This is a genomic window from Streptomyces sp. NPDC037054, from assembly GCF_055606745.1.
In genome coordinates this window covers 130,863-150,133 of record NZ_JBVJSJ010000008.1, presented here as the reverse complement: position 1 = coordinate 150,133, position 19,271 = coordinate 130,863, and the positions used below count along the sequence as shown (strand labels likewise).

Below are 19,271 nucleotides of genomic sequence, written 5' to 3'. Positions count from 1 at the left end.
ACGAGGAGTGAGTCAGCGTGAGCGGAGCCACGGGCGCCGGACCGGCCGGTACCAGTACGGGGACGGACGGCGGCGGCCGTGGCTCCGCCGCGCAGGCACAGGACTCGCACACCACTCAGCTGAAGGCGATCAAGTCCTCCGCGACCGACTCGCACTCGCCCGACTCTCATGGATCCCAGGGGGGAACTGTGACGGACACCCGAGGCCCGCAGACCCAGCACTACGCGGCTGGCGCGGGCCCGGCCGCTTCGGGGGCACAGCCGGGGGCCGGCTCGCCCCTTCCGGGGGAGCGGCAGCCGCAGCAGCAGAGCGGCCCGTACCACCCGCCGCAGGCCTACCCCACGCAGGGCGGCCAGACCGGGGCGGTCCGCCGCCCCCGCACCGGCGCGCGCACCACTCCCCGCGTCCGCAAGGCCCGCCTGCGGGTCGCGAAGGCCGACCCGTGGTCGGTGATGAAGGTCAGCTTCCTGCTCTCCATCGCCCTCGGCATCTGCACGATCGTCGCGGCTGCGGTGCTGTGGATGGTCATGGACGCGATGGGCGTCTTCTCGACGGTCGGCGGCACGATCTCCGAGGCGACCGGCTCGAACGAGTCGAACGGCTTCGACCTGCAGTCGTTCCTCTCCCTGCCCAACGTGCTGCTGTTCTCGACGATCATCGCGGTCATCGACGTCGTCCTCGCGACGGCTCTCGCGACGCTCGGCGCGTTCATCTACAACCTCTCCGCGGGCTTCGTGGGCGGCGTGGAACTGACGCTGGCGGAGGACGAGTGACGGGCGGCTGCCAGGGCGGGTGACGGGTCATCGACGAGGGCGGGTGACGGGTCACTGACGGGCGCGGGCGGTCCCCGGACAACCGATTTTGGGACTGCCCACCTCGTGCGCTAATCTTCAGGAGTCAGCGCGCGGGACACACACCGCAGAGCGCGGCGGGGCTATAGCTCAGTTGGTTAGAGCGCATCCCTGATAAGGATGAGGCCACAGGTTCAAATCCTGTTAGCCCCACCAGCGAAAAGACCCCCAGTCGATAGCGGCTGGGGGTCTTTGACATTCACGGCTGACATCAGTCGATGAGTGGATCTTTCAGTAGCTCGGCGAGCATGCCCACTGCTTCGCGCTCACTGTCGCCGACCACGTGCGTGTAGACATCCATGGTCATGCTGATCCGACTGTGCCGGAGAATGGTCGACGACGGACGGGATGGGAGCTGGCGAGAGCGGTGGGTTGAGGAAGGGAAGCAGGTGCAGGTCAGTGCGGGTTCAGCAGCAGTCGCAACCGGGGCGGCACCCGCAGGTGTCCGATGACGCACTGGTCTTTCCCAACCCTGCGGAGGGCGTCGCGCAGCAGCCCTTGCCCTGCCAGGCGTCGCGGCCTTCCTTGACGGCTACGGCGGCGATGACGAGGGCGGCGATGGGATCGGCCCATGACCAGCCGAGGACGGCGTTCAGGACAAGGCCCACCAGGAGTACGGCCGAGAGATACGTGCACAACAGAGTTTGCTTGGAGTCGGCGACGGCGGAAGCCGAGCCGAGTTCGCGTCCGGCCTTGCGCTGGGCTGCGGACAGGAACGGCATGATCGCCAGGGACAGGGCCGCGAGCACGATGCCGGGGATGGAACGGTCTGCCTCACTGGAGCCGACCAAGGCCCGCACGGCGTCGATGCTGACATAGGCCGCGAGCGCGAAGAACGAGACAGCGATGATGCGCAGAGTGGTCTTCTCGCGGGCTTCCCGCACGGTGTGCTCTCGGGCGGAGAACTGCCAGGCAACCGCCGCCGCGGAGGAAACTTCAATGATCGAGTCGAGACCGAAACCGACCAGCGCAGTGGAGGACGCCAGGGTGCCGGCCGAGATGGCAACGACAGCCTCGATGACGTTGTAGGTGATGGTCGCGGCGACCAACAGACGTATGCGGCGGGTGAGCGCATCGCGTCGGGACGGCGACGGACCGAGGGATATCGCGGTCATCAGCAGCAGCCCCTTTTGTCGGCATCGGGGCACGTACGGTCGCTCTCGACAGCCACCACGGCGGTCCGCAGATCATCGAGAGCGTGACCAAGGCGTTCGTCGGCGAGTTCGTAGCGGGTGCGTCGACCGTTCGGCACGGTCACGACCAGGCCACAGTCCCGCAGGCAGGCCAGATGGTTGGACAGACGGGTGCGTGAAACGCCCAGGTTCTCGGCGAGATCGGCCGGATAGGCCGGGGCTTGCCGCAGGGCCAGCAGGATGCGGCAGCGGATCGGGTCGGCGAGCGCACGGCCGAAGCGGGCCAGCACCTCGATGTCGGAAGCAACAGTGAGCACCCAACGACAGTACACGGAATCCTGAACTCAAGGACTCGTGAATCGTCGGTGATGTGCGCGAGGCGGCGGTCACCGTCAAGTGAGTGGGGGGCCTGACATCAGTGCCTGACACCAGCAGGCCCGAACGCGGGCGGTCTGTGCCGCACTCCAGCGGCATGGGGGCGCATGGCTGGCAACGGGTCGCGCCACTTCGCGGGCGTTTCCCCTGGTGGGAAGCGCCTGCTCTGCGTTTTTTTGCCCAGCTCAGAAGATCCTCAAGATCGTTGCGGCTGCATGCGACGCACTGATTGGATCTTTCTGTGCAGACCGCATCGCAGGCTGACCACCTGCGCATATGCGGCATATTCACCTACCCGGGTATCCGGGAATCCAAAGGTGGGGGAACACCTTGAAGCTCAATCGCATCACCACGCTGACCGCTGCCGTCGTCACTGCGGCGATACTCAGCACCGGCCTCTCCGGCGCTGCCGTGGCAGCGGACCACTCGTCCTCGCCCGCTGCTCCCGGGGCAGCGTCCGCGGCCGCTCGCGTCGCGGACGGCATCCCTGCGGAGCCCACGGCCGACGAGCAGGAACTCATCGACGCACTCGCGGTGATCGACGCCATGCCGGAGAGCGTCGCCGAGCGGGGCGACGCGGCCGTGCGCGCCTACCTGGCGGAGCACCTGCCGAAGAAGAAGGTCGCCCTGGCCGGTTGGTGGCAGACCACCAAGTGCGTCGGCGCCATCACCATGGCGGTGGCCAGTGCTGCCGTGCCTGCCGCCAAGATCCTCAAGCTGAAGGCGTTCATCAAGAAGGCCGGCGGCGTGAAGAAGGCCGCGTACCTCCTCATCCGCGTGTCCAAGGGCGAGGAGAAGCTCAGCGAGCTGGGTGCGACGCTCGGCGGTCTCGCGGGCTCGATCATCGGCATCGACAGCATCGCCAAGCACTGCAAGTGAGGACGGAGGGCGCCACACCATGAGCAGCAAGCAGGAAGTGACCATTCTGATCACCCCGGTTGATGCCGAGGTACAGGACGAGGCGCTGGCGCTGGCCGGCGAAGGCCGGGCCTCCAAGGCGGTGGCCAGGCTGCGCAAGGCTTCCGGACTCGGACTCGTCGACGCGCAAGCGGCCCTGGATCTGCTGACCTCCGGTCGCCGGCTGCCCGTGGACTACGCACAGGCCCTGGCCAACCTCAGGTCTCTGGACCCGGGACTGGTGGCGGAGCTGGACTCCCTGGTGGCCGTCGATGACGGCACTGGTGCGATCAAGCTGCTGCGGGAGCGTACCGACATGGACCTGGCCGGTGGTTACCACCTGGTGCAGGAGTTGACCGGCCAGGCCGGCTAACCACGGCCGACTGCCGCCTGACGTCGGCCCGGCAGAGGCCGGTTCGGGCAGCGGGGCAGGCCGAGGCCGGGGTGGCGGATGACTCCGGGTCGGGTCGAGGCCGTTGGCGTATCCGCTTTGAGGATGTGGCTATAAGTCGGCGGATTGCATCCATCGCGTGATTCGGGAGGCCGTGCGCAACCGCTGGTGGGTCCGTGGGGCTCTGTTGAGACCAAGGACGGCATCCACCACCCGAAGGAGAGCGGTATGCACACGATGACTGCCCCACCTGCTGCCGACCTGACGCGCCATCGCGCCGCCGAGGACGACTTCCTGCTGCCCCCGCCCAACCCGGTCGACCGACTGCCGAGCCGGATCGACCCGAGGGATCTGCGTCGGCTCGATCTGCACGCCGCGCTGACGGCGGCCGGGATCGCGCCCTCGCCGGGCGACCGTGAGGCCATCGAGAGGCTCAGCGACCTTCCGGTCACCGTGCACGAGGCCCTTCACCGCTGGCTCACGACCATGCCGTGACCGCGACGGCGGGAAACGCCGACAGCGCGAAGGCCCGACGGCCGGTATGAGCCGTCGGGTCTTCGCCTCGTGGGCGGTGCTGTACGCAAAGCGCCGGAACTGCTGGGTCTGGTCAAAGAGAGGGCTGGGGCGGCACGTGCCGGGACGTGCGGCGCGGTCAGCGCTGGAGGGGGATCTCGTGGGTGAGGGGTTCCTCGGAGGCCGTGCTGGGAGTGCAGGAGCTGGTGGCCGCGGTGGAGGCGTCCGGGCGGTGGCGGCAACTCGGGGACTTGCCGTGGGCCTCGGCGTGGATGCGCTGCTTCATCGTGGGGGGCAGGGCGCCGGTGTGTGACCAGGACCAGGGGGACGCCGTTCGTGCCGCCGGCTGCGGAGCGCTCCGGCCGGTGTCGCGCTCGCTGTCGCTGTTGCGCGTCGTCTCGGTCTGCTGTACGGCCGCCGAGGCGGTGGTGGTGGCGAGTCCGAGCGCCGCGAACAGCGCGAGGAAGGCGGTGACGATGGCGGTCCACAGCTTCATGACCTTGATCCGGGCCATGGCCCCTCACTTTCGGGTTGGGCGATTTGCGTACTTTCCTCATGATGTGTATGAGCGTCGCGAAGTGGTGGACCTACGCCCGTGGCGCGGCGATGTTCAGATGAACACCACTCGGATGGGTGCAAGAGCGGAGAAAAGGAGGAGAGTAGGGAGGGAAGCGCACAAATCTCACCGTCCGTGGGGGTGTGATCACCCTCCGATCGGAGCGGAGTACTCCCCTTCTTCTGCTGTGCGGCAGGCGGGAGTTGAGGGCCTACTCAGGTCACCGATCGGTATCGGTCGGTGTGTATAGTCGGGCGCCAGAGGTCCCCTACGTCAAGGAAAGACGAGGTCGCGCGGTGAAGAAGCTTCTCCTGGTCGCACTGGCCGCCATCGGCGGGCTCCTCGTGTACCGCCAGATCCAGGCGGATCGCGCCGAGCAGGATCTGTGGACGGAGGCGACTGACTCCGTGCCCACGGGTTCGTGAGCATCGACTTTCGATTCTGAACAGACCCCGGCCGTCGTAGCGGTCGGGGTTTTGTGTGTCCGGGGCGCCGGCGTCCGGCGCCGGGGCGGGCGTTTCGGACGGTGCGTTTCGGACGGGCGTACGGGAATGCGCGGACGGCGCAGGGGCGTGCGGGGCAGGATGGGCCACGGTTCCGGGCCCGGGTGGCGAAGAGGCGGGGTGTGTGATGGGGCGGCGGCGTACGGGGGGACGGGGGCGCGCGGGGGTGTTCCGCGCGGTGCTCTGCTGCTTCGTCGTCGCGCTTCCCGCCCCCGTGGCTTGGGCCACCCCCGTCGACGGGAGCGGTTACGACTTCTCCGACGGTGCCCGGCCGGTCGAGGGTGCGGAGGACACCGCGGACGCCGAGCGGCTCGAACCCGGCACGACGTACCGCAGCTCCCTGCCCAGCGGCGGCAAGGTCCACTACCGCCTCGAACTCGACGACGCCTCCAGTACGTACGTCGCCGCCACCGCCGTACCCCGCCCCGGCAGCTCGATCGCCGTCGTCGACGGGATCAAGGTGTCCGTGGAGGACACCGAGGGCCGCTCCTGCTCCTTCGACACCGCGAGTTTCGGCGCCGCCCGCAGCCCGCACCCCATCGCCGCCTGGGGCATGCGGGAGATCTCCCCCGGAAAGCCCCTGTGCCAGGAGGCCGGCACCTACTACGTCTCCGTCGAGCGCGTCGAACCGGCGGACACCTCCCCCGGCGTCTGGGACCTGGAGCTCACCGTCGCCTCCGAGCCGCGTACGGCGAAGGCCGGGGCGACGAGCCCGCCCGGCGCCTGGGACTCCGCCTCACCGGCGCCCGTCGAGGGCCGGGCCGGACACCGGCCGGGCGGCGCGGGCTTCGACACGGCCGCGTCCGTGGGGCAGGGCGTCTGGCGCGCCGAGATCGCGCCCGGCGGGACCCTGTTCTACAAGGTGCCGGTGGACTGGGGGCAGCAACTGTCCGCCACCGCCGAACTGGGCGACGCGAACGGGGGCGGCGGATACGCCGTCAGCGCCCTGCACCTCTCCCTCTACAACCCGGCGCGCGGGCACGTGCAGGACAGCAGCGTCGGGTACGACGGCGTCCGGAAGGCGGCGAGCCTCGCGCCGGTGCCGCCGGTCGGGTACGCCAACCGTTACGCCGCCACCGAGCAGGTGAACACCGTGCGGTTCGCCGGCTCCTACTACCTCGTCGTGCACCTCGCGGAAAAGGTGGCCGAGAGGTTCGGCGAGGGGCCGTTCGCGCTGACGCTGCGCGTGGGGGTGCGCGGAGCCGCGCAGGCCGGGCCCGGCTACGCGGGGGAGCCGGAACCGGCGGGCCTCTTCGAGGTCACGGAGCAGGACCGGCAGGCCGCGGCCGAGGGCGGCTCCGCCGATGACGACGGCGCGATGACGGCACTCGCGGCGGGAGGCATTGGTACGGGGACGGTTCTGCTCGTCGGGCTCGGGGTGTGGACGGCCGTGGCGCGGCGGAGGGGCCTGGGCGGGTGAGGTCCCGGGTCCCGAGGCACCGGGCAGCTCGGACGTGGCTGGGAGCTGCCGAGCCTGACCGGAGACCTGCGGATCTCAGATGCGGGTCAGGGCCCAGAAACCGATCGCGTAGCAGGCCAGGGCCAGGAGGAGGACCGGTACCGCGACCTTGGCCGGTGGCCCGGGGCGGCGCGGGCGCGCGGCGCGGTGCCTCGCCGGGGCGGGGGGCATCGGTACCGGCGGTGGCGGCGCTTGTCCGTGGGAAGGCTGGGAAGGCTGGGAGGCCTGGGGGGACTGCGCGGACTGGGGGGACTGCGCGGTGTAGGCGGCGGTTGAGGCTTCGGTGCGTTCTTGGGGCGGGTGGGACGTGGCGGAGTAGGGGGGCTGGGGGACCGGCGCCGCGTACGACTGTGGACGGTGGGGCGGCGGTGGTGCGGGGTGGTGGTGCTGGACGTTGCCCGCGCCCAGTGCGTGGGTCGCCTCGGCGTGGTTCCCGGCCGGAGGCACCGGCGGCGGCTGTGGGGCGCCAGGCGCGTGAGACGTGGTCACCGTGGCCTGCGGGGGCGGCAGATGGAAGCTTCCGGTGTCGGACATGGACGGCTGCTGCGCCGCCCGTGCCGGGGGCGGTGAGTGAGGGGTGGCAGCGGGGGCGGGCGCAGGTGTGGGTGTGGGCGTGGCCGGGGTGTGCGGCTCGGGGGGCGCTGCCCCTGGGCCCGGGGTCTCCGGGCCCGGCACCTTCCGGTCCGGCGACTCCGGGCCCGGCACCATCGGGTCGGGTGTCTTCTGGGCCGGGGCGGCGGAGGCCCGTCCGGTGGAGGCCCGTGCGTCCGGGGCAGGTGGGGCTGTGGGGGTGGCGCGCCCGTCGGCGTTCGGCATCGCGTTCTCAGAGGGTTCCTGCGCGGCGGGGGAGCCCGAGGCGGGGGCCCGGCGGGGATCCCCCGCTGCTGAGCCCGCCGCTGAGCCCGCTGCTGAACTCGCTGTCGAGCCCGGCACGGCGCCTGCCTCTGCGCCCGGCACGGCGCCTGCTGCTGAACCCGACCCCGTGCCCGCCGCCGAACCTGCCACTGGCCCCGCCGCGTTGCCCGCGGTTCCGCCCGCCGCCGCGCCCCCAAAGCCGCCCGCCGCTGTGCCCGTAAGGCCGTCCGCCGCACGGCTCGCAGTGCCGCCCGTCGCAGCCTCGGCCCCCGTCGCAGCCTCGGCCCCTGTCGCAGCCTCGGCCCCTGTCGCAGCCTCGGCCCCTGTCGCAGCCTCGGCCCCTGTCGCAGCCTCGGCCCCTGTCGCCGCCTCGGCCCTCGACGGCTCCGATTCCTGCGTGGCCCCAGCGGCACCGCCGCCCGGCTCCCTCGCCGTCGCCTCCGTCACCCCCGTGGCCCGTCGGAGCGGGCCGGACGGGCCGAACTCCGGGGGCAGGGGGCCGACTTGGTCGAAGATCTCGATCATCTCGTCGTCGGGGCCGGGCTCCGGCAGCAGTTCGGCAGCCGCGGCGAGCGCCTTGCGCGCCCCCGTCGCCGTACGGAAGCGGGCCTCCGGGTCCGGCTGGAGAAGCGTGGCCACCACCTGCCAGAGCGGTTCGGGAATGCCCTGGGGCGCGCCCGGCGTCCCGTGCTCGGCGAAGTACTGCACGAGCGCCTTGGCGTCCGGCTTGGCGCCCTCCAGCAGGTACAGGGCCACGAGGCCGACGGCGAACAGGTCGGCGGGGAAGGCCGGCTCCGCGCCCATCATCTGCTCGGGCGCGAGGTAACCCGGCGTCCCCACCACCAAGTTGGTCTCCGTGAGGCGTGGTTCGCCCAGGCGCATCGCGATGCCGAAGTCGGACAGCCGCAGCCGTGGCCGGGCGGTGCCGGTCGCCTCCAGCAGGACGTTGGCGGGCTTGATGTCGCGGTGCACGACGCCTTCCGCGTGGACGGCGGCCAGGCCCGACAGGAGCTGGTCGAGCAGGGTGCAGACGAAGGCCGGCGGCAGGGGACCGTAGTCGCCGATCAGGTGGACGAGTGAACCGCCGGCGACGAGGTCCATGGTGAACAGGACCTTGTCGTCGTCGGCGGCCCAGCTGGCGGGGGCGAGCACGTGCGGGTGGTCGATGCGCAGCGCCTGCTCGCGGACGAACCGCAGCAGGGAGTGCGCGTCGCTCTGCTGGAGCACCTTGGCCGCCACGTACCGGCGACGGCGGTGGTCCCAGGCGCGCCAGACCGCGCCGACGCCGCCGCGCCCGATCGGGTCGACCAGTTCGTACCGGCCGGCGAAGACCTCACCCATGGCTGTGCGTCGCTCCTCCCCCTGCGGTTTCCCGCTTCTCTTGCCCCCTTACGGTTTCCCGCTCCCCCTTGCCTCCCCCGTGCCGAGCGATACGACTCCCCCTCGCGTCCCTGTCGCCCCCCTCGCGCCGCCCCGCCGTGTCCCGTCGGTGAGCAGCCACGCCCCCACGTGTCCCCTTCCCGACGGCCGACGGCCGGCGTCCCGGCTGCCGCCCCCGTCGGCGGCCGGGCGGCGGGTCAGCTCTGGTGGGACTCGTAGTGCGCCACGGCGTCCGAGGTGCGCCCCGCGCCGTAGACCCGGAGGAACTCCGCGAGTTCCGGATGGGTCGGGGAGAGGGTGTCGGCCGCGTCGATGATGTCGCCGGCGGCCGCGACCGAGCGCAGCAGCGACTGGATCTCACGGACCACGCGCTTGACCGTGGGCGCGCCCGAAGTGCTCGTCGTCTGCGTGGTGTTGCTGAGCACCGAGCCCCCCTGCGACTTCTTGATCTCCTCCATGCGCTCGGTGGCCTCGGCGGCGCTCACGTGCCCGCCCGCGACCTGACCTGCCAGATCCTGCAGCAGCTGCACCCGCTGGACCACGGCCGGGTTGCCGATCTTCGCCCGCTGCCCGCTCATCAACTGCGACAGCATCGGCGCCGAAAGTCCCAGTACCCCCGCGAGACGAGCCTGGTTGAGACCAAGATCGTCGATCAGCCTACGGAAGAGCGCCCCCAACGGCTCCCCGTACCAGTTCCGCTGCAGTTCCCGCGCTCTTGCGGTGGCTTCCTGCTGTGCGGCGTCCATTGCGTCTCCCCATCGCTTCCCCAAAAACCGCGGTTCGCTGTAGCGAACCACGCGTGCATCCTACGGAGAGTGGTGAGGCATCGGGACCCCCTCATTTGCGAGATCCCGGGGCCCACCCGGTACTCTGGACTGCGGTGTCGACCGGTATGGACTTCCTCCGGTCGGATGCCCGTCTTCCGGGGGCCTTAGCTCAGTTGGTAGAGCGCTGTCTTTGCATGGCAGATGTCAGGGGTTCGACTCCCCTAGGCTCCACACAGAAACGCCCTCTGATCTGCGACAACGCGGATCAGAGGGCGTTTTGTCGTGGGAGTTCCGGCCGCCGCCGGGGTCAAAAGCCCGTCGGCTGGGGGCAGTTGGAGATGGCCGCCTTCAGGGGTTTCACGTGAAACATCGCCGTGGGGCGGGAGACCTCGATGGTTTCCCGCCCCACGGCGATGTGTGTGCCTTGGCCCGCCGGACCCCGCGCCCGCCGGACCCCGCGCCCGCCGGGCCCCGCTCCGGCGCTAGCGCTGGTCGTCGCGGTCCGGGCCGCCCTGCTCGGCCTCCTTGGCCTCCACCTCGGGGTCGAGTACGGACGTCGAGCCGGTGCCGTCGACCGAGGTCAGCCGTCCGGACTCCGGGACCTCCGTCGCCGCGGGGGGCTCGACCAGCCAGTCCGGGTTGGCCTGCTTGTCCCACCACTTCCAGGCGGCGAAGGCGCCGCCGGCGAGGATGCCCAGCATCGCCAGCATCCTGGTCGCCCGCCCGGCCCGGGCCCGGCGCTCGTGCTTGCGGACCAGCTTCTGGATCTCCTTGGCCGAGACCTGACCGCGCAGGGCGGCCAGCGCCGCGGCACTGCGCGCGGCGGCCTCGTCCTTGACGGGCGCGGCGACGGCCACCGCCTGCTCGATCCTCGGCCGGGAGTACACGGCGGCCTGCTGGGCGGCCCTGCGCGTACGGACGGCGGCCTCGTGGGCGGCCTGGTCGACCTTCGGCGGCACATGCGTACGGGCCTGCTCCAGGCGTGGGGCGACATGAACGCCGTACTGGGCGCGGGCCTGTTCGGCGGCCAGCGTCACCTTGGGCGCGAGCCGTACGCGGGCCTCGTGTGCGTAGTGCGCGGCCCTGTCCTTGGCCGTGTCGGCGTAGGGCGCCACCACTTCCGCGGCGTGCAGCACGCTGTCCTTCGCCGAACCGGTCGCGGCGCGCACGCTGTCGATGCGGGTCACGGGTTCCTCCTCCTCGGTGGCGTACGGTATTTCGACTTTCCACCCTTTTACGGATCATGCCTGTCGGTGCGGTGCCGGGCATGCGAGGACGGGCATCCGGGTCATGGGCCCCGCCGGACGGAACCGGGCGCGGGTCAGAGGGTGATCACCAGTCGATCTTGTGAAATAGCGGATGAATACGGGACAACTAGAGCCTGTCGTCGACAATGCCACGGATCGCCGGTTCTCGCGCCCGTCCCGCGACCACTCGGCCGGATTTCCGCAAGCGGCAGACGGTGAGTGACCCCCGGTTCCCCCCGCCGGGCGACGAGCGGCCTCGACCGTGCGAGGATCGGGGAGTCACAGGAAGACAACGGAAGGCAGATCGTGGCTGAGCAGCTTTACGCCACCCTGAAGACCAACCACGGCGACATCGAAGTCCGGCTTCTGCCGAACCACGCCCCCAAGACGGTGCGCAACTTCGTGGAGCTCGCCAAGGGCGAGCGGGAGTGGACCCACCCCGCCACGGGCGAGAAGTCCACCAAGAAGCTCTACGACGGCACGGTCTTCCACCGGGTGATCAGCGGTTTCATGATTCAGGGCGGAGACCCGCTGGGCAACGGCACCGGCGGCCCCGGCTACCAGTTCGAGGACGAGTTCCACCCGGACCTGTCCTTCGACAAGCCCTACCTGCTGGCGATGGCCAACGCGGGTCCGGGCACCAACGGCTCGCAGTTCTTCGTCACCGTCGCCCCGACGACGTGGCTGAACCGCAAGCACACCATCTTCGGCGAGGTCACGGACACGGCCAGCCAGAAGGTGATCGACTCCATCGCCGGTACGCAGACCAACCCGCGCACCGACCGCCCGGTCAACGACGTGGTCATCGAGTCGGTCGTGATCGAGACCCGCGAGGGCTGAGTCCCCGGTCCAGGGCGGTGGTGGACGGCCCCCAGGGAACCAAACGCCCCGCTCATCCGTAAGGATGGGCGGGGCGGTGCTTTCCCCGCACCGAGATGTCCCGTGGCGAGGAGTGAGGGGATCCCATGGACCAGCCGCCAGGCAGCCCGAAGGGCCCGGAGGACACCGGTCCGACGGACGCCCGGAGCCTGCCCACCTGCTATCGCCACCCGGATCGCGAGACCGGCATCAGCTGCACTCGCTGCGAGCGGCCGATCTGCCCCGACTGCATGATCGACGCGTCGGTCGGCTTCCAGTGCCCCGAATGCGTCCGGGGCGGCTCCGGCACCGGTCACGCACCGGGCGCCTCCCGGCCCCGCACCCTCGCCGGCGGCACCGTCACCGCCGATCCCCGCCTGCTGACCAAGATCCTCCTAGGGATCAACGTCGCGGTGTTCCTCGCCGTGCACCTCTGGTCGGGGCTGCTCGACCACCTGCTGCTCATCGGCGCCTGGCCGCCGGCGCCGTTCGGCCCGACCGAGGGCGTCGCCGAGGGCGAGTGGTACCGCGTGGTGACGGCGATGTTCGCCCACGAGGCCCCCTGGCACCTCGCGTTCAACATGCTCAGCCTGTGGTGGCTGGGCGGACCGCTCGAAGCGGCCCTCGGCCGCGCCCGCTATCTCGCCCTGTACCTCACCTCGGGGCTGGCGGGCAGCGCCCTCACCTATCTGCTGACCGGGCCGGCCACGGCCTCGCTCGGCGCGTCCGGCGCGATCTTCGGGCTGTTCGGCGCGACCGCCGTCCTCATGCGGCGCCTCAACTACGACATGCGCCCGGTGATCGCCCTCCTGGTGATCAACCTGATCTTCACCTTCGGCTGGAGCAACATCGCCTGGCAGGCGCACATCGGCGGTCTGGTCGCCGGTGTCGTGATCGGCTACGCGATGGTGCACGCCCCGCGTGAACGGCGGTCGCTGGTGCAGTTCGGCAGCTGCGCCCTGATGCTCCTGCTGGCCCTCGGAATGATCCTTCTGAGAACGGCGCAGCTCACCTGAGCGGAGCAGTGGTCACCGGACCGCGGCCGCCGTTATCCACAGCGGGTGCCGGATCTTGTGCACACGGTGCGGGAACACTTGTGCCCCCTGTAGCTGGCGCGTGTTTCCGCAGGTCAGACAGGGGGCGAACAAGTTTTCGGTTGCCGGTAGGGCAGTCACACCGGCGTCAACCCTCGATGGGTTATCCACAGATCGTCGTTCTTTTCCCCACTGTGGAAAACAGCTGTGGATAACTCAGTGGATAGCCCTGGGCAGAGCTGTGTTCAGACAGCGGCCGCCCGGGCTTCTCCGGCTACTTCCACTGCGTGGAGACGCCGAATCCGGCGGCGATGAAACCGAAGCCCACGACGATGTTCCAGTTGTCGAGCTTGTCGATGGGCAGCGAGCCGTCGGTGACGTAGAAGACGACGATCCAGGCCAGCCCGATGAGGAACATGGCGAGCATGACGGGCGCGACCCAGGAGCGATTGGTCAGCTTGATGCTGGCCGCCTGCTTCGCGGGCGGCGGCGTGTAGTCGGCCTTCTTGCGGATACGTGACTTCGGCACGAGGGTCTCTCCTGTCGATGCGCTGCGTGGCCGCGCAGGTACTGGGTCGGGCTCGGGGCGGCTTGCAGGGGACTCTGAGCGCTCCCCCGGGCGTCCGTTAGCGTAGTGCTTCCGCGGCGCCGAAGGAGATAAGGGTACGTTGAGCAATTCTGCCGACTCCCCCGGGACGGGATCCAGCCCCACCGGCGGCCGACGTTTCCGGCCGGTCCGGGTGCTCACCGTGGCCGTCTTCGCTCTCGCGGGGATCATTTTCTTCACGAGTTTCAACACCGCCAAGGGCACCAATATCCGCACGGACTCGTCCTTGCTGAAGCTTTCCGACCTGATTCAGGAACGCAGCCGCAAGAACGGCGAACTGGTCGATTCCAACGCCGCCCTGCGCGACGACATGGAGGCGCTCGCCGAACGCGACAGCGGCAGCACGGCGGCGGAGGAGAAGAAGCTCGCGGAGCTGGAGAAGAGCGCCGGCACGCAGAAGCTCACGGGCGAGGCGATATCGGTCACGCTCAACGACGCCCCACCGGACGCCACCGCCAAGCTCCCCGGCTACCCCGAGCCGCAGCCCGACTACCTGGTCATCCACCAGCAGGACCTCCAGGCCGTGGTGAACGCGCTGTGGCAGGGCGGCGCCAAGGGCATCAAGGTCATGGACCAGCGGCTGATCTCCACCAGCGCCGTGCGCTGCGTCGGCAACACCCTGATCCTCCAGGGCCGGGTCTACTCACCGCCCTACAAGATCACGGCGGTCGGCGACCCGGCGAAGCTGAAGAAGGCGCTCTCGGCGTCCCCGGCGATCCAGAACTACATGGTGTACGTGAACGTCTACGGCCTCGGCTGGAAGGTCGAGGAGGAGGGCGAGGTCACCCTCCCCGGCTACTCGGGCGCCGTCGACCTGCACTACGCCGAGCCCGTGGACTGAGGCGCGGGCCCGCCGCCCCGCACCGGCCTTCCCCACTCCCTGTGGACACCGGGATGCCGGGCCCGTCCCGCCGTTAGTCTGTTTGCTGTACGGCGTGAGTCTGGTGCCGTGTTGCGACGGAAGGGACGGCATGTACGGCTGGATCTGGCGGCATCTGCCGGGGAACGTGTGGGTGAGGGCGCTGCTCTCCCTCGTGCTGATCGTGGCCGTGGTCTACGTGCTGTTCGAGTACGTCTTCCCGTGGGCCGAGCCGCTGCTTCCCTTCAACGATGTGACGGTGGACAACCAGTGAGCGCACGCATTCTCGTCGTCGACAACTACGACAGCTTCGTCTTCAACCTGGTCCAGTACCTGTACCAGCTGGGCGCCGAGTGCGAGGTCCTGCGCAACGACGAGGTGGCCACCGCCCACGCCCAGGACGGCTTCGACGGCGTCCTGCTCTCGCCGGGACCGGGCGCCCCCGAGCAGGCGGGCGTCTGCGTCGACATGGTGCGGCACTGCGCGGCGACCGGCGTGCCCGTCTTCGGCGTCTGCCTCGGCATGCAGTCGATGCAGGTGGCGTACGGCGGCGTCGTCGACCGGGCGCCGGAACTGCTGCACGGCAAGACCTCGCTCGTCGAGCACGAGGGCCGGGGCGTCTTCGCGGGCCTGCCCTCGCCCTTCACGGCCACGCGCTACCACTCCCTGGCCGCCGAACCCGCGACGGTGCCCGCCGAGCTGGAGGTCACGGCGCGCACCCAGGACGGGATCGTGATGGGACTGCGGCACCGCGAACTCCCGGTCGAGGGCGTGCAGTTCCATCCGGAGTCGGTCCTCACCGAGCACGGGCACCGGATGCTGGCGAACTGGCTCGTGGAGTGCGGCGACCACGGCGCGGTGGCGAGGTCTGCGGGGCTCGCCCCGGTGGTGGGCAGGGCCACGGCGTGACCGCGCTGCGCCCCGAGCGCGAGTCCGGCGCCTCGTACGGGCAGGAGCCGTACGGGGCGCGGGGCGCGTTCGAGGACTGGTCGTCGGCGGATCAGGGCCAGGCGCGGGCGCCGTACGAGCAGGGCGCGTACCAGCAGCCGTACGAGAGCGCGGCCTACGAGCCGTCACCGTACGAGCCGCCGTACGAAACCCCTCCGCACGCACCCCCCGCGGACGACGAGACGGTGGCGCTGCGCGTGGCCGAGCCGCCGGGCGGGGCCGGAGGCTCCATATCCGCCTCTGCCGCCTCAGGGGGCGCGGGGGGTTCCGGCCCGGCGCACGGGGGGCGTGCGGCCCGCAGGAAGGCCGCCAAGCGGCGGCACGGGCGTCACGGCGCCGGGAGCCGCCCGAGCGCGGCGGGCGCGGGCGGCCGGAGCGGACATGACGAGCAGGAGACGCCGGCCGCTCCGCTGTCGCGGGTCGAGGCCCGCAGGCTCGCCCGCGCGCGCAAGCCGGGTCCGGCGGTGGTCGCGAGCCGGGTGATCGGCGAGGTCTTCATCACGACCGGCGTGCTGATGCTGCTGTTCGTCACCTACCAGCTGTGGTGGACGAACGTCCGGGCGCAGGCGCAGGCCGGCAAGGAGGCCAGCGACCTCCAGGACGACTGGGCGAACGGCAAGCGCAGCCCGGGAGCCTTCGAGCCCGGCCAGGGCTTCGCGCTGCTGCACATCCCGCGGCTGGACGTGGTCGTGCCGATCGCCGAGGGCACCAACAGCAAGGGCGTCCTCGACCGGGGCATGGTCGGCCACTACGCCGAGGGCGCGCTGAAGACGGCCATGCCGGACGACAAGACCGGGAACTTCGGGCTGGCGGGCCACCGCAACACGCACGGCGAGCCGTTCCGGTACATCAACCGGCTGGAGCCGGGCGACGCGATCGTCGTCGAGACCCAGAACAAGTACTTCGTCTACAAGATGGCGTCGATGCTGCCGGTGACGTCACCGAGCAACGTGAGCGTCCTCGACCCCGTCCCGAGGGGCTCCGGCTTCACCAAGCCCGGCCGCTACATCACCCTCACCACGTGCACGCCCGAGTTCACCAGCAAGTACCGGTTGATCGTCTGGGGCAAGATGGACGAGGAACGGCCGCGCAGCAAGGGCAAGCCGGATGCGCTCGTCAATTAAGGGCAGATGAAACGTGGCAGCGACCACCGACGGCACCGAAGAGCACACCGACGCGCTCCAGTCACCCCCTCCCGCGGCACGCCGCCGCGGCACGGGCCCGCTGGCCACGGCCGTCGGACTCTTCGGCGAACTCCTGATCACGGCGGGCCTGGTGCTGGGCCTGTTCGTCGTCTACTCCCTGTGGTGGACGAACGTCGTCGCGGACCGGGAGGCCGGCAAGCAGGCCGACAAGGTCCGTGACAGCTGGGCCCAGGACTCCGGACCCGGCGCGCTGGACACGAAGAACGGCATCGGCTTCCTGCACGTCCCGGAGATGACGAAGGGCGAGATCCTCGTCGAGAAGGGCACCACGTCGAAGATCCTCAACGACGGCGTCGCCGGCTACTACACGGACCCGGTCAAGTCGGCCCTGCCCATGTCGGGCAAGAAGGGCAACTTCTCACTCGCCGCCCACCGCGACGGCCACGGCGCGAAGTTCCACCACATCGACAAGCTCGAGAAGGGCGACGCGATCGTCTTCGAGACGAAGGACAAGTGGTACGTCTACAAGGTCTACGGCATCCTTCCCGAGACCTCGAAGTACAACGTCAAGGTCCTCTCCCCGGTCCCCGAGGAGTCGGGGAAGAAGAAGGCCGGCCACTACATCACCCTGACGACCTGCACCCCGGTCTACACGAGCCGCTACCGCTACGTGGTCTGGGGCGAACTGGACCGGGTGGAGAAGGTCGACGCGGAGCGTACGCCGCCGAAGGAACTGCGCTGACGCGCGCCGCACGACACGACTGAGCCCCGGCACCGTGGAGGTGCCGGGGCTCTCGTCCTGTGACGGGCGGGCGGATCAGTCGTCGCCGGTGATGCCGCCGAAGATGCCGCCGTTGTTGTTGCCGCCGTTCTGGCCGCCGCCGTTCGTCTGCCCGGCGGTGACCAGGTCGACCTTGGTGCCCTTCGGGACCGGGGTGCCCTGACCGGGGTTCGAGGCCAGCACGATCGCGTTGTCGTCACCGGGGCCGGTGATGTTGCCGATCTGGAGCCCTGCGTCCTGGAGCGCCTTCTTGGCGTCCTTGAGGGCCTGGCCCTGGATGTTGGGGACCTGGGTCTGCTGGTTCTCCTTGGCCTTGCCGATCTGGATGGTCACCGTGGAGCCCTTGTCGACCGAGGAACCGGACGCCGGCGTGGTCGTGATGACCTTGCCGACCAGGTTCGGGTCGTCGGTCTCCACTTCGCTGCAGGTACCCGCCAGCTCGTTGTCCTTCAGCTGGGCCACGGCCTCGTCGCAGGTCTTGCCCGCGACGTCCGGCACCGTCGCCTTCGCCTCTTCCTTCGCCACCGTCAGCGTGATCGTCGAGCCCTTCTCGACCTCGGTGCCCTTGATCGGGTCCTGGTCGAGGACGGTGCCCGGGTCCTCCGAGGACTCGCGCGTCTCGGTCTCGACGGTCAGCTCGTAGTCGTCGCCCTCGAGCTTCTCCTTGGCGTCCTTGAGCTCGAGGCCGATCACGCTGGGCACCGCGACCTTCGGCGCACCGGTGGACACCACCAGGTTCACCGTGGACTGCTTGTCGACCTTGGTGCCGGCCGGCGGATTCTGTGAGCAGATCTTGCCCTGGCTCTGGTCCTCGCAGGGCTTGGAGGTGAAGGACAGTTCCAGGTCGGCGTTGGTGGCCAGCTTCTGGGCCCCCGACTTCGTCTCGCCCACGAAGTTCGGTGCCGCGACCGTGTCGTTTCCGGCGCTGTCGCCCGTGAACGCCCACTTGCCGATCAGGATGGCGCCGACGAGGACGAGTATCCCCGCCACGACCAGCAGGATCGTCGAGGTGTTCGACTTCTTCTGGCGGCGCCGGTCGGGGCGGTCGTCGTAGCCGTAGGCGCCGTCGTCCGGGTTCATGGGCGGCAGCATCGACGTGGCACCGCCGCCGGCGTCCGCGCGCAGGGCCGTCGTCGGCTGGTCGTCGGGGTAGCCGCCGTAGCCGACCGCGCCCATCGCCGCGGTCGCCGCGACGGGCTGGCCGTCGAGGCAGGCCTCGATGTCGGCGCGCATCTCGTCGGCGGACTGGTAGCGGTAGTCGGGGTCCTTGACCAGCGCCTTCAGCACGATCGCGTCCATCTCGGGCGTGATCTCGGGATCGAAGACGCTCGGTGCCTGCGGCTCCTCCCGCACGTGCTGGTACGCGACGGCGACCGGGGAGTCGCCGACGAAGGGCGGGCGTACCGTCAGCAGTTCGTAGAGCAGGCAGCCGGTCGAGTACAGGTCGGACCGGGCGTCGACCTGCTCGCCCTTGGCCTGCTCCGGGGAGAGGTACTGGGCGGTGCCGATCACCGCGGACGTCTGGGTCATCGTCATGCCGGAGTCGCCCATGGCGCGGGCGATGCCGAAGTCCATCACCTTGACCTGGCCGTTGCGCGTGAGCATCACGTTGGCCGGCTTGATGTCGCGGTGGACGATGCCGTTGCGGTGCGAGTACTCCAGGGCCTGGAGGATGCCGATGGTCATCTCCAGCGTGCGCTCCGGCAGCAGCTTGCGACCGCTGTGGAGCAGCTCACGGAGCGTGGAGCCGTCGACGTACTCCATGACGATGTACGGGATCGAGACCCCGTCGATGTAGTCCTCGCCCGTGTCGTAGACCGCCACGATCGCGGGATGGTTGAGCGAGGCGGCCGACTGGGCCTCCCGGCGGAACCGGGCCTGGAAGGACGGGTCGCGTGCGAGGTCCGCGCGAAGCGTCTTCACCGCCACGGTGCGGCCGAGGCGGGTGTCATGCGCGAGGTAGACCTCCGCCATGCCACCGCGACCGAGCACCTGGCCCAGTTCGTACCGGCCGCCGAGGCGACGCGGCTCTTCCATAGCTACCTACCAGCCCTCTCCGTCGGTCCCGACCGGCACAGGTGTGTGCGGCCGGAGGCTGCCGTCCGGGCCTAC

Annotated in this window: 21 protein-coding genes and 2 tRNA genes; 15 read left to right on the top strand and 8 right to left on the bottom strand. The window is 70.2% G+C overall.

The window, feature by feature from the left end:
- Window positions 1-17 precede the first annotated feature (17 nt).
- Both ACZ7D7_RS20755 and ACZ7D7_RS20750 read left to right on the top strand, forming a co-directional pair.
- On the top strand, window positions 18-773 hold the full coding sequence (locus ACZ7D7_RS20755; protein WP_470826015.1) for a DUF3566 domain-containing protein: 756 nt from the start codon (window positions 18-20) through the stop codon (window positions 771-773).
- A gap of 157 nt (window positions 774-930) precedes the next feature.
- Window positions 931-1,007: transfer RNA gene (locus tag ACZ7D7_RS20750), tRNA-Ile, on the top strand.
- Window positions 1,008-1,258: 251 nt separating this feature from the next.
- On the opposite strand, the gene ACZ7D7_RS20745 is transcribed toward ACZ7D7_RS20750, so the two are convergent.
- Window positions 1,259-1,966, bottom strand: a complete 708-nt coding sequence (locus ACZ7D7_RS20745; protein WP_470826014.1) for a cation efflux transmembrane domain-containing protein — start codon at window positions 1,964-1,966, stop codon at window positions 1,259-1,261.
- Complete coding sequence (locus ACZ7D7_RS20740) at window positions 1,966-2,301, bottom strand: ArsR/SmtB family transcription factor (RefSeq protein WP_470826013.1); 336 nt, start codon at window positions 2,299-2,301, stop codon at window positions 1,966-1,968. The genes ACZ7D7_RS20745 and ACZ7D7_RS20740 overlap by 1 nt, the downstream gene beginning before the upstream one ends.
- A 388-nt stretch (window positions 2,302-2,689) precedes the next feature.
- Here ACZ7D7_RS20740 and ACZ7D7_RS20735 point away from each other — a divergent pair, with 388 nt between their 5' ends.
- From ACZ7D7_RS20735 to ACZ7D7_RS20725, 3 genes are all read left to right on the top strand, one after another.
- On the top strand, window positions 2,690-3,238 hold the full coding sequence (locus ACZ7D7_RS20735; RefSeq protein ID WP_470826012.1) for a hypothetical protein: 549 nt from the start codon (window positions 2,690-2,692) through the stop codon (window positions 3,236-3,238).
- Window positions 3,239-3,257: 19 nt separating this feature from the next.
- Window positions 3,258-3,629 (top strand): hypothetical protein, encoded by a 372-nt coding sequence (locus ACZ7D7_RS20730; RefSeq protein WP_470826011.1) that lies wholly within the window; start codon window positions 3,258-3,260, stop codon window positions 3,627-3,629.
- Between the two features lie 246 nt (window positions 3,630-3,875).
- A complete protein-coding gene (locus tag ACZ7D7_RS20725; RefSeq protein WP_470826010.1) occupies window positions 3,876-4,142 on the top strand; it encodes a hypothetical protein in 267 nt (88 codons plus the stop codon).
- Window positions 4,143-4,299: 157 nt separating this feature from the next.
- Here ACZ7D7_RS20725 and ACZ7D7_RS20720 read toward each other — a convergent pair whose 3' ends face one another.
- A complete protein-coding gene (locus tag ACZ7D7_RS20720; protein ID WP_470826009.1) occupies window positions 4,300-4,674 on the bottom strand; it encodes a DUF6344 domain-containing protein in 375 nt (124 codons plus the stop codon).
- A gap of 338 nt (window positions 4,675-5,012) precedes the next feature.
- On the opposite strand from ACZ7D7_RS20720, the gene ACZ7D7_RS20715 reads away from it, so the two are divergent.
- Window positions 5,013-5,141 carry a DLW-39 family protein gene (locus ACZ7D7_RS20715; protein WP_003999697.1) on the top strand — a complete coding sequence of 43 codons (129 nt, stop codon included), beginning with the start codon at window positions 5,013-5,015 and terminating at the stop codon, window positions 5,139-5,141.
- Between the two features lie 205 nt (window positions 5,142-5,346).
- A complete protein-coding gene (locus ACZ7D7_RS20710; RefSeq protein WP_470826008.1) occupies window positions 5,347-6,639 on the top strand; it encodes a hypothetical protein in 1,293 nt (430 codons plus the stop codon).
- Window positions 6,640-6,714: 75 nt separating this feature from the next.
- On the opposite strand, the gene ACZ7D7_RS20705 is transcribed toward ACZ7D7_RS20710, so the two are convergent.
- Together ACZ7D7_RS20705 and ACZ7D7_RS20700 are read right to left on the bottom strand one after the other, a co-directional pair.
- Window positions 6,715-8,874, bottom strand: a complete 2,160-nt coding sequence (locus ACZ7D7_RS20705) for a serine/threonine-protein kinase (RefSeq protein WP_470826007.1) — start codon at window positions 8,872-8,874, stop codon at window positions 6,715-6,717.
- 236 nt (window positions 8,875-9,110) lie between these two features.
- On the bottom strand, window positions 9,111-9,659 hold the full coding sequence (locus tag ACZ7D7_RS20700; protein ID WP_470826006.1) for a helix-turn-helix domain-containing protein: 549 nt from the start codon (window positions 9,657-9,659) through the stop codon (window positions 9,111-9,113).
- Between the two features lie 179 nt (window positions 9,660-9,838).
- Here ACZ7D7_RS20700 and ACZ7D7_RS20695 point away from each other — a divergent pair.
- A tRNA-Ala gene (locus tag ACZ7D7_RS20695) sits at window positions 9,839-9,911 on the top strand.
- Window positions 9,912-10,162: 251 nt separating this feature from the next.
- Here ACZ7D7_RS20695 and ACZ7D7_RS20690 read toward each other — a convergent pair.
- On the bottom strand, window positions 10,163-10,867 hold the full coding sequence (locus ACZ7D7_RS20690) for a DUF5324 family protein (RefSeq protein WP_470826005.1): 705 nt from the start codon (window positions 10,865-10,867) through the stop codon (window positions 10,163-10,165).
- Between the two features lie 366 nt (window positions 10,868-11,233).
- Here ACZ7D7_RS20690 and ACZ7D7_RS20685 point away from each other — a divergent pair, with 366 nt between their 5' ends.
- Entirely contained in the window at window positions 11,234-11,767 is a 534-nt protein-coding gene (locus ACZ7D7_RS20685; RefSeq protein ID WP_470826003.1) for a peptidylprolyl isomerase, read from the top strand.
- 125 nt (window positions 11,768-11,892) lie between these two features.
- Window positions 11,893-12,801, top strand: coding sequence for a rhomboid family intramembrane serine protease (locus ACZ7D7_RS20680; protein ID WP_470826002.1), 909 nt, complete (start codon window positions 11,893-11,895; stop codon window positions 12,799-12,801).
- A 292-nt stretch (window positions 12,802-13,093) separates the two neighbouring features.
- Here the strand turns inward: ACZ7D7_RS20680 and crgA are convergent, their stop codons facing one another.
- Entirely contained in the window at window positions 13,094-13,348 is a 255-nt protein-coding gene (gene crgA, locus ACZ7D7_RS20675; protein WP_279550427.1) for a cell division protein CrgA, read from the bottom strand.
- Window positions 13,349-13,487: 139 nt separating this feature from the next.
- Here crgA and ACZ7D7_RS20670 point away from each other — a divergent pair, with 139 nt between their 5' ends.
- The 5 genes from ACZ7D7_RS20670 (at window position 13,488) to ACZ7D7_RS20650 (ending at window position 17,120) form a co-directional block, all read left to right on the top strand.
- Window positions 13,488-14,267, top strand: coding sequence for a DUF881 domain-containing protein (locus tag ACZ7D7_RS20670; protein WP_470826001.1), 780 nt, complete (start codon window positions 13,488-13,490; stop codon window positions 14,265-14,267).
- Between the two features lie 130 nt (window positions 14,268-14,397).
- On the top strand, window positions 14,398-14,559 hold the full coding sequence (locus ACZ7D7_RS20665) for a hypothetical protein (protein ID WP_470825999.1): 162 nt from the start codon (window positions 14,398-14,400) through the stop codon (window positions 14,557-14,559).
- Window positions 14,556-15,194 (top strand): aminodeoxychorismate/anthranilate synthase component II, encoded by a 639-nt coding sequence (locus ACZ7D7_RS20660; RefSeq protein ID WP_470825997.1) that lies wholly within the window; start codon window positions 14,556-14,558, stop codon window positions 15,192-15,194. The genes ACZ7D7_RS20665 and ACZ7D7_RS20660 overlap by 4 nt, the downstream gene beginning before the upstream one ends.
- A complete protein-coding gene (locus ACZ7D7_RS20655) occupies window positions 15,191-16,357 on the top strand; it encodes a class E sortase (RefSeq protein ID WP_470825996.1) in 1,167 nt (388 codons plus the stop codon). Before ACZ7D7_RS20660 ends, ACZ7D7_RS20655 begins: the two co-directional genes overlap by 4 nt.
- A gap of 13 nt (window positions 16,358-16,370) precedes the next feature.
- Window positions 16,371-17,120 (top strand): class E sortase, encoded by a 750-nt coding sequence (locus ACZ7D7_RS20650; RefSeq protein WP_470825995.1) that lies wholly within the window; start codon window positions 16,371-16,373, stop codon window positions 17,118-17,120.
- A gap of 75 nt (window positions 17,121-17,195) precedes the next feature.
- Here the strand turns inward: ACZ7D7_RS20650 and pknB are convergent, their stop codons facing one another.
- Window positions 17,196-19,196 (bottom strand): Stk1 family PASTA domain-containing Ser/Thr kinase, encoded by a 2,001-nt coding sequence (gene pknB, locus ACZ7D7_RS20645; protein WP_470825994.1) that lies wholly within the window; start codon window positions 19,194-19,196, stop codon window positions 17,196-17,198.
- Window positions 19,197-19,271: the final 75 nt, after the last annotated feature.

Excerpts from the sequence above, each read along its gene's own strand:
- ACZ7D7_RS20745 (WP_470826014.1), bottom strand. The coding sequence starts at position 1,966 with ATGACCGCGATATCCCTCGGTCCGTCGCCGTCCCGACGCGATGCGCTC.
- ACZ7D7_RS20730 (WP_470826011.1), top strand. The coding sequence starts at position 3,258 with ATGAGCAGCAAGCAGGAAGTGACCATTCTGATCACCCCGGTTGATGCC.
- ACZ7D7_RS20725 (WP_470826010.1), top strand. The coding sequence starts at position 3,876 with ATGCACACGATGACTGCCCCACCTGCTGCCGACCTGACGCGCCATCGC.
- ACZ7D7_RS20720 (WP_470826009.1), bottom strand. The coding sequence starts at position 4,674 with ATGGCCCGGATCAAGGTCATGAAGCTGTGGACCGCCATCGTCACCGCC.
- ACZ7D7_RS20710 (WP_470826008.1), top strand. The coding sequence starts at position 5,347 with ATGGGGCGGCGGCGTACGGGGGGACGGGGGCGCGCGGGGGTGTTCCGC.
- ACZ7D7_RS20705 (WP_470826007.1), bottom strand. The coding sequence starts at position 8,874 with ATGGGTGAGGTCTTCGCCGGCCGGTACGAACTGGTCGACCCGATCGGG.
- ACZ7D7_RS20700 (WP_470826006.1), bottom strand. The coding sequence starts at position 9,659 with ATGGACGCCGCACAGCAGGAAGCCACCGCAAGAGCGCGGGAACTGCAG.
- ACZ7D7_RS20680 (WP_470826002.1), top strand. The coding sequence starts at position 11,893 with ATGGACCAGCCGCCAGGCAGCCCGAAGGGCCCGGAGGACACCGGTCCG.
- ACZ7D7_RS20665 (WP_470825999.1), top strand. The coding sequence starts at position 14,398 with ATGTACGGCTGGATCTGGCGGCATCTGCCGGGGAACGTGTGGGTGAGG.
- pknB (WP_470825994.1), bottom strand. The coding sequence starts at position 19,196 with ATGGAAGAGCCGCGTCGCCTCGGCGGCCGGTACGAACTGGGCCAGGTG.